The following is a 7244-nucleotide window of genomic DNA, read 5'->3' as shown; positions in this document are numbered from 1 at the left end:
ACCCTGGTTAACGACGTCCCAGTAATTGCTGTCACGCCGACTACCATCGTCGAGAACACCGCCGAAGCAGGCACCGTTGCCGGTACCTTCGTCGCGAAAGACGAAGAAACCCCGCGCGAAAACCTGAACATCAGCTTCACCGCTGGCACCAACGCAGACGGCTACTACGCCATCTCCGGCAACAACGTTGTGCTGACTGAAAAAGGCGCTGACTTCGTTAACGCTGGCAACCAACTGCCGAAGATCGACCTGACCGTTACCGATGTTGAAGGCCTGAACTCCACCGGCACTGGTCAACCGACCGTAACGCTGGTTAACGATGTTCCAGTAATTGCTGTCACGCCGACCACCATCGTCGAGAACACTGCCGAAGCAGGCACCGTCGCCGGTACTTTCGTCGCTAAAGACGAAGAAACTCCGCGCGATGGTTTGACCATCAGCTTCACCGCTGGCACCAACGCTGACGGCTACTACGCCATCTCCGGCAACAACGTCGTGCTGACTGAAAAAGGCGCCGATTTCGTTAACGCCGGCAACCAGCTGCCGAAGATCGACCTGACTGTTACCGATGTTGAAGGCCTGAATTCCACTGGCACCGGTCAACCGACCGTGACCTTGGTTAACGACGTCCCAGTAATTGCTGTCACGCCGACCACCATCATCGAGAACACCGCTGAAGCAGGCACCGTCGCCGGTACCTTCGTAGCCAAAGACGAAGAAACCCCGCGCGAAAACCTGAACATCAGCTTCACCGCTGGCACCAACGCTGACGGTTACTACGCTATCTCCGGCAACAACGTGGTCCTGACCGAAAAAGGTGCTGACTTCGTTAACGCCGGCAACCAGCTGCCGAAGATCGACCTGACCGTCACCGACGTTGAAGGCCTGAATTCCACCGGTACCGGTCAACCGACCGTAACGCTGGTTAACGATGTTCCGGTAATTGCTGTCACGCCGACCACCATCGTTGAAAACACTGCCGAAGCAGGCACCGTTGCCGGTACCTTCGTCGCTAAAGACGAAGAAACTCCGCGCGATGGTTTGACCATCAGCTTCACCGCTGGCACCAACGCTGACGGTTACTACGCTATCTCCGGCAACAACGTGGTTCTGACCGAAAAAGGCGCCGACTTCGTTAACGCGGGCAACCAGCTGCCTAAGATCGACCTGACCGTTACTGACGTTGAAGGCCTGAACTCCACTGGCACCGGTCAACCGACTGTGACCTTGGTTAACGACGTCCCAGTAATTGCTGTCACGCCGACCACCATCGTTGAAAACACCGCTGAAGCAGGCACCGTCGCCGGTACCTTCGTCGCCAAAGACGAAGAAACACCACGCGAAAACCTGAACATCAGCTTCACCGCTGGCACCAACGCAGATGGCTACTACGCCATCTCCGGCAACAACGTCGTGCTGACTGAAAAAGGCGCCGATTTCGTTAACGCAGGCAACCAGCTGCCGAAGATCGACCTGACTGTTACCGATGTTGAAGGCCTGAATTCCACTGGCACCGGTCAACCGACCGTAACGCTGGTTAACGATGTTCCGGTGATTGCTGTCACGCCGACTACCATCGTCGAGAACACCGCCGAAGCAGGCACCGTCGCCGGTACCTTCGTTGCCAAAGACGAAGAAACCCCGCGCGATGGTTTGACCATCAGCTTCACCGCAGGCACCAACGCTGACGGCTACTACGCCATCTCCGGCAACAACGTCGTGCTGACTGAAAAAGGCGCCGACTTCGTTAACGCCGGTAACCAACTGCCGAAGATCGACCTGACCGTTACCGATGTTGAAGGCCTGAATTCCACTGGCACCGGTCAACCGACCGTGACCCTGGTTAACGACGTCCCAGTAATTGCTGTCACGCCGACTACCATCGTCGAGAACACCGCCGAAGCAGGCACCGTCGCCGGTACCTTCGTTGCCAAAGACGAAGAAACCCCGCGCGATGGTTTGACCATCAGCTTCACCGCAGGCACCAACGCTGACGGCTACTACGCCATCTCCGGCAACAACGTCGTGCTGACTGAAAAAGGCGCCGACTTCGTTAACGCCGGTAACCAACTGCCGAAGATCGACCTGACCGTTACCGATGTTGAAGGCCTGAATTCCACTGGCACCGGTCAACCGACCGTGACCCTGGTTAACGACGTCCCAGTAATTGCTGTCACGCCGACTACCATCGTCGAGAACACCGCCGAAGCAGGCACCGTCGCCGGTACCTTCGTTGCCAAAGACGAAGAAACCCCGCGCGAAAACCTGAACATCAGCTTCACCGCTGGCACCAACGCAGATGGCTACTACGCCATCTCCGGCAACAACGTCGTGCTGACTGAAAAAGGTGCTGACTTCGTTAACGCGGGTAACCAGCTGCCGAAGATCGACCTGACCGTTACCGACGTTGAAGGTCTGAATTCCACCGGTACCGGTCAACCGACCGTAACGCTGGTTAACGATGTTCCGGTGATTGCTGTCACTCCGACCACCATCGTCGAGAACACCGCTGAAGCAGGCACTATCGCCGGTACCTTCGTCGCTAAAGACGAAGAAACCCCACGCGAAAACCTGAACATCAGCTTCACCGCTGGCACCAACGCTGACGGCTACTACGCCATCTCCGGCAACAACGTTGTGCTGACTGAAAAAGGTGCTGACTTCGTTAACGCGGGCAACCAACTGCCGAAGATCGACCTGACCGTTACCGATGTTGAAGGCCTGAACTCCACCGGCACTGGTCAACCGACCGTGACCCTGGTTAACGACGTCCCAGTAATTGCTGTCACGCCGACCACCATCATCGAGAACACCGCTGAAGCAGGCACCGTTGCTGGTACCTTCGTCGCCAAAGACGAAGAAACACCACGCGAAAACCTGAACATCAGCTTCACCGCTGGCACCAACGCAGATGGCTACTACGCCATCTCCGGCAACAACGTGGTCCTGACCGAAAAAGGCGCTGACTTCGTTAACGCCGGCAACCAGCTGCCGAAGATCGACCTGACCGTCACCGACGTTGAAGGCCTGAATTCCACCGGCACTGGTCAACCGACCGTGACCCTGGTCAACGATGTACCGCTGATCGACATCACGCCGACTACCATCGTCGAAAACACCGCCGAAGTTGGCACCGTCGCCGGTACGTTCAACGCGCGTGACGAAGAATCTCCGCGTGAAAGCCTGACCATCAGCTTCACCACCGGCACCAACGCTGACGGCTACTACAGCCTCTCCGGCAACAATGTCGTGCTGACCCAAAAAGGCGCCGATTTCGTCAATGCCGGTAATCAGTTGCCAAAAATCGACCTGACCGTCACCGACCCTGAAGGCCTCAATTCCCACAACACTGGCCAGCCGGCTGTCACGCTGGTCGATGACACCCCAACCGCCGTCGACGGCCGCATCGAGGGCAACGAAGACACCTCGATCGAGCTCACTTGGGCGACTTTCGGTGTGCAGGACGAAGATTCCACGAGCCCGGCAGTGGTGTTCACCAGCCTGCCGGCCGGCTCCATCGAATACAAAGTCGACGGTGAGTGGGTCAAGCTCACCACGGCCGATCTGAAAACCGACACCTCGGCGGGCAAGGCCTTCACTCAGGCTGACTTCGATGCCCACAACGTGCGTTACACCCCGGCAGACAACGAGTCGGGCGACAACAGCTTCGGCAACACCGGCGTGGGCAACAAGCAAGGTGATTACACCGAGCTGAAGTTCCAGGCTACCGACGGCAACTCCTACAGCGATACCAAAACCATCACCGTGGATATTCACCCGGTGACGGATGTGCCGGTGCTGACCGTCGGCCAAGTGCCAACCGGTCTGACCATTCAAACCTGGACCGGCAGCAACCTGCCGGGCGAGTTGGGCACTAACGGCCAAGGCGTCACCCAGTCCAGCAACCTGATCAAAGTGATCAACGCCCAAACCGCTGACAGCGCCGCCTCCACGGGCGTGACCAGCAATGTAAGCAACGGCAATGTGGCCGAAGGCACCGCGACCAAAGTGTCCGGTCTGGTTTACCTGGAAGCTGGCAAGAGCTACACCTTCACCGGTTCGGCCGACGACAGTCTGGCTATTACCGTGGGCGGCAAGCTGGTCGCTTCCGAAACCTGGAGCCAGGGCAGCGGTATCAACGGGTCGTCCTACACGCCGACCGAGTCGGGTTACTACACCCTCGACATCTACCACTACAACCAGAACGGCCCGGGCAACTACGACGTCAATGTGTCGATCAACAACGGTTCGTCGGTGTCCCTGGGCAACAGTGGCCTGCAGACCTACACCAGTGCGGCCGCGCTGGAAGCCGCAGGCATGGTCCTGGGCGACAGCCACGTTGTGAATGGCGAAGGCTATTACACCGGCAACGTCTACAACCACGGTCTGGAAGACACCGCGATTAAGATCGCGCCGATCACCGCCACTTTTGTCGACACCGACGGCTCGGAATCCCACAAGGTGGAAATCAGCGGCTTGCCGGAAGGCTCCGTGCTCACCGACGGCACTACCGGCCATAGCATCATCTCAACCGGCGCAAACACGCTGTACGACGTGAGCACCTGGAACCTGAGCACCCTGACGGTTACGCCGTTCAAGGACTCTACGGCCAGTTTCGACTTGACCGTGAAGGCCACCGCCAAAGAGTTGAGCACCGGTGTTGAAGAAGTCTCGACCGGCAAGATCAGCGTCGTGGTCACTGCGGTCAACGACGCGCCGGTACTGGGCAATGGTTCGACCAACGCGTTCGGCGACACCTACATCGAGGGCAAACCCGGCGGCTACGTCGCGGCGAACCTGACCATCACCGACGTCGACAACAGCACCTTGCAAAGCGCCAAGGTCACGCTGGTCAACCACTTGGCCGATGACGTGCTGATCGCTGATGTCAGCAACACCAAAATCACCGTCAGCTATGACAAGGACACCGGCGTACTGACCCTGTCCGGTGAAGCGACCAAGGCTGAGTACCAGGAAGTCCTGCGATCGGTGCACTTCGCCAGCGAAAGCGAAGACCCAAGCCCGGCCAACCGTAACCTGACCATCACCGTGAACGACGGCCAGGCGGACTCCGCGCCTGTGACTTCCGTGATCTACGTGGTACCGGTTAACGATGCGCCGGTTATCAGTTTTGACAGCACTAAGTTTGTCGAGCAGAAAGGTGCGGTGGCGCTGGTCGAAAACCTGAGCATCACCGACGTCGACAACAAAACCTTCAGCAAGGTAGTGGTCACCGTTGATCACCTGGTGTCCGGCGATCTGCTCAGCAACGCCGACGTGCTCAAGGCCCTCGCTGTTGCGGGTATCACCATCACCGAAAGCGGCAGCGCCGCCGATGGCAAGATCGTCTACACCCTGACCAGCAACTCGCCAGCCGGCAACAGCGCGGCCGACTTCACCAAGCTGGTTGAAGCGATTACCTTCCAGGCCCCGGGCAACAATCCGGTTGGCACTGATCGCACAGTAACCATCGACGTCACCGATATCGGTGGCGGCAACCTTGACCGTGAGCCGCCGGAAACCAGCAGCGCCACCGGCAAGGTCACCGTCGAGCTATTCAACGATGCACCGACAGCAACCGCCACCTCGGCGGGCGCGGACGAAGACCACGCGGCCACCATCGTACTGAGTGGCGCCGATGTGGACGGTTCCGTTGCCCAGTTCGTCATCACCACCTTGCCGGAAAACGGCAAGCTGTATAGCGACGCCAGCCTGACCACCGAACTCAAGGTCGGTGATTCGGTGCCAGCAGGCGCTGACGGCAAGGCGTCGGTTTACTTCTCCCCAACCGCGGACTGGAGCGGCAATACCGCGCTCACCTTCACCGCGGTCGACAATGCTGGTAAAGCCAGCGTCGAAACCACTGCCCCAGTGACAATCGCCCCGGTTACCGATACCCCGCACCTGGGCCTGCTCGGTGGCGGCGTTGTCAGCGCGATCAACTTCGACAGCGCCCCCATCGGCGGCTCCTGGAGCGTCGTCGCGGTTGGCGATGCCAATAACGCAGCCGGCACCAATCCGAATACCCAATGGCAGACCGGCAACGCCGACGGCAAGGTGGAAATCGGCCAAAGCAGCATTTACGGCGTAGAGACCCCAGGCAATAGCCAGGTCATCGAGCTGGAGAAAAACGCCGGCGACGACGCCAGCCTGTACACCATCATCAAGGCGGAAGGCGGCACCGCGTACACCATCTCGGTCGACTACTCGCCGCGTGCGGGCGCTGAGAACAGCTCGGTGATCGACGTGTTCTGGGGCGGCGTCAAAGTCGGCACCCTGGACACCACTGTCGTTGGCATGAAGACCTACACCTTCACCGTGCCGGTCACCGCTGACGGCGATGCCAAACTCGAATTCAAGGCCCCGGCCGGCGATACCAACAACTCGCTTGGCGGCGTGCTGGACAACATCAGCGTTACCCAGGTGCTGAACACTGGCCTGGAAGACCACGCGATCAAGTTGTCTGCGATTGACGCTTATGCGACCGACAAAGACGGCTCCGAGACGCTGAAGCTGGAAATCAGCGGTATTCCAGAAGGCGCGACCATTTCCGACGGCACGCCGGGCCACAGCTTCACGGCCACGGCTGACGTGCAAAGCATCGATATCAGCACCTGGAACAAGGGCACGCTGGTCTATAACCCGGTACCAAACGCCAATGGCCTGGTGAACCTCACCGTCACCGCCACTGCGCAGGATGGTGATGCGGCGCCTAAGTCCGAGTCGATTACGCTGCCGATCAACGTGATTGCGGTCAACGACCTGCCGGTGATTGATGTCGTAGCGAACCCTCTGGTGGAAGGCTCCGTGGCCGAAGGCACCGTTGCCGGTACCTTTACCGTCAGCGACGTTGAGACCCCGATTGCCGATCTGAAAGTGACCTTCACCGGCGACAGCAACAAAGATGGCTACTACACCCTCCTTGGCAACGCCGTGGTGTTGACCCTGGCGGGCGCGAACTTCGTCAACGCGGGTAACAAACTGCCTGCGATTGACTTGACCGTGACGGATGCCGATAAGGGCAGCTCGCACGATGCTGCAACGCCGGATGTGACGCTGGTCAACGACCTGCCGACCATCGAAGTAACCGCCAATCCGTTGGTTGAAGACGCTGTCAGCAAAGACACTGTGGCGGGTTCGTTCACCGTGGGTGACGAAGAAACCCCGGTTGCAAACCTGGTGGTCACCTTCACTGGCGACAGCAATAAAGACGGTTACTACGCCATCGTTGGCAACAACGTTGT

The 7244-nt window shown here is 58.9% G+C and carries 1 protein-coding gene; it reads left to right on the top strand.

The window, feature by feature from the left end:
* Positions 1–7244 (top strand): beta strand repeat-containing protein (locus ACEN2T_RS29900; protein WP_442117994.1); only part of this gene is annotated, 7244 nt, incomplete at both ends.

Source organism: Pseudomonas sp. W22_MBD1_FP4, assembly GCF_052113765.1.
Classification (GTDB): domain Bacteria; phylum Pseudomonadota; class Gammaproteobacteria; order Pseudomonadales; family Pseudomonadaceae; genus Aquipseudomonas; species Aquipseudomonas sivasensis.
This window is presented reverse-complemented; position numbering and strand designations above follow the sequence as displayed.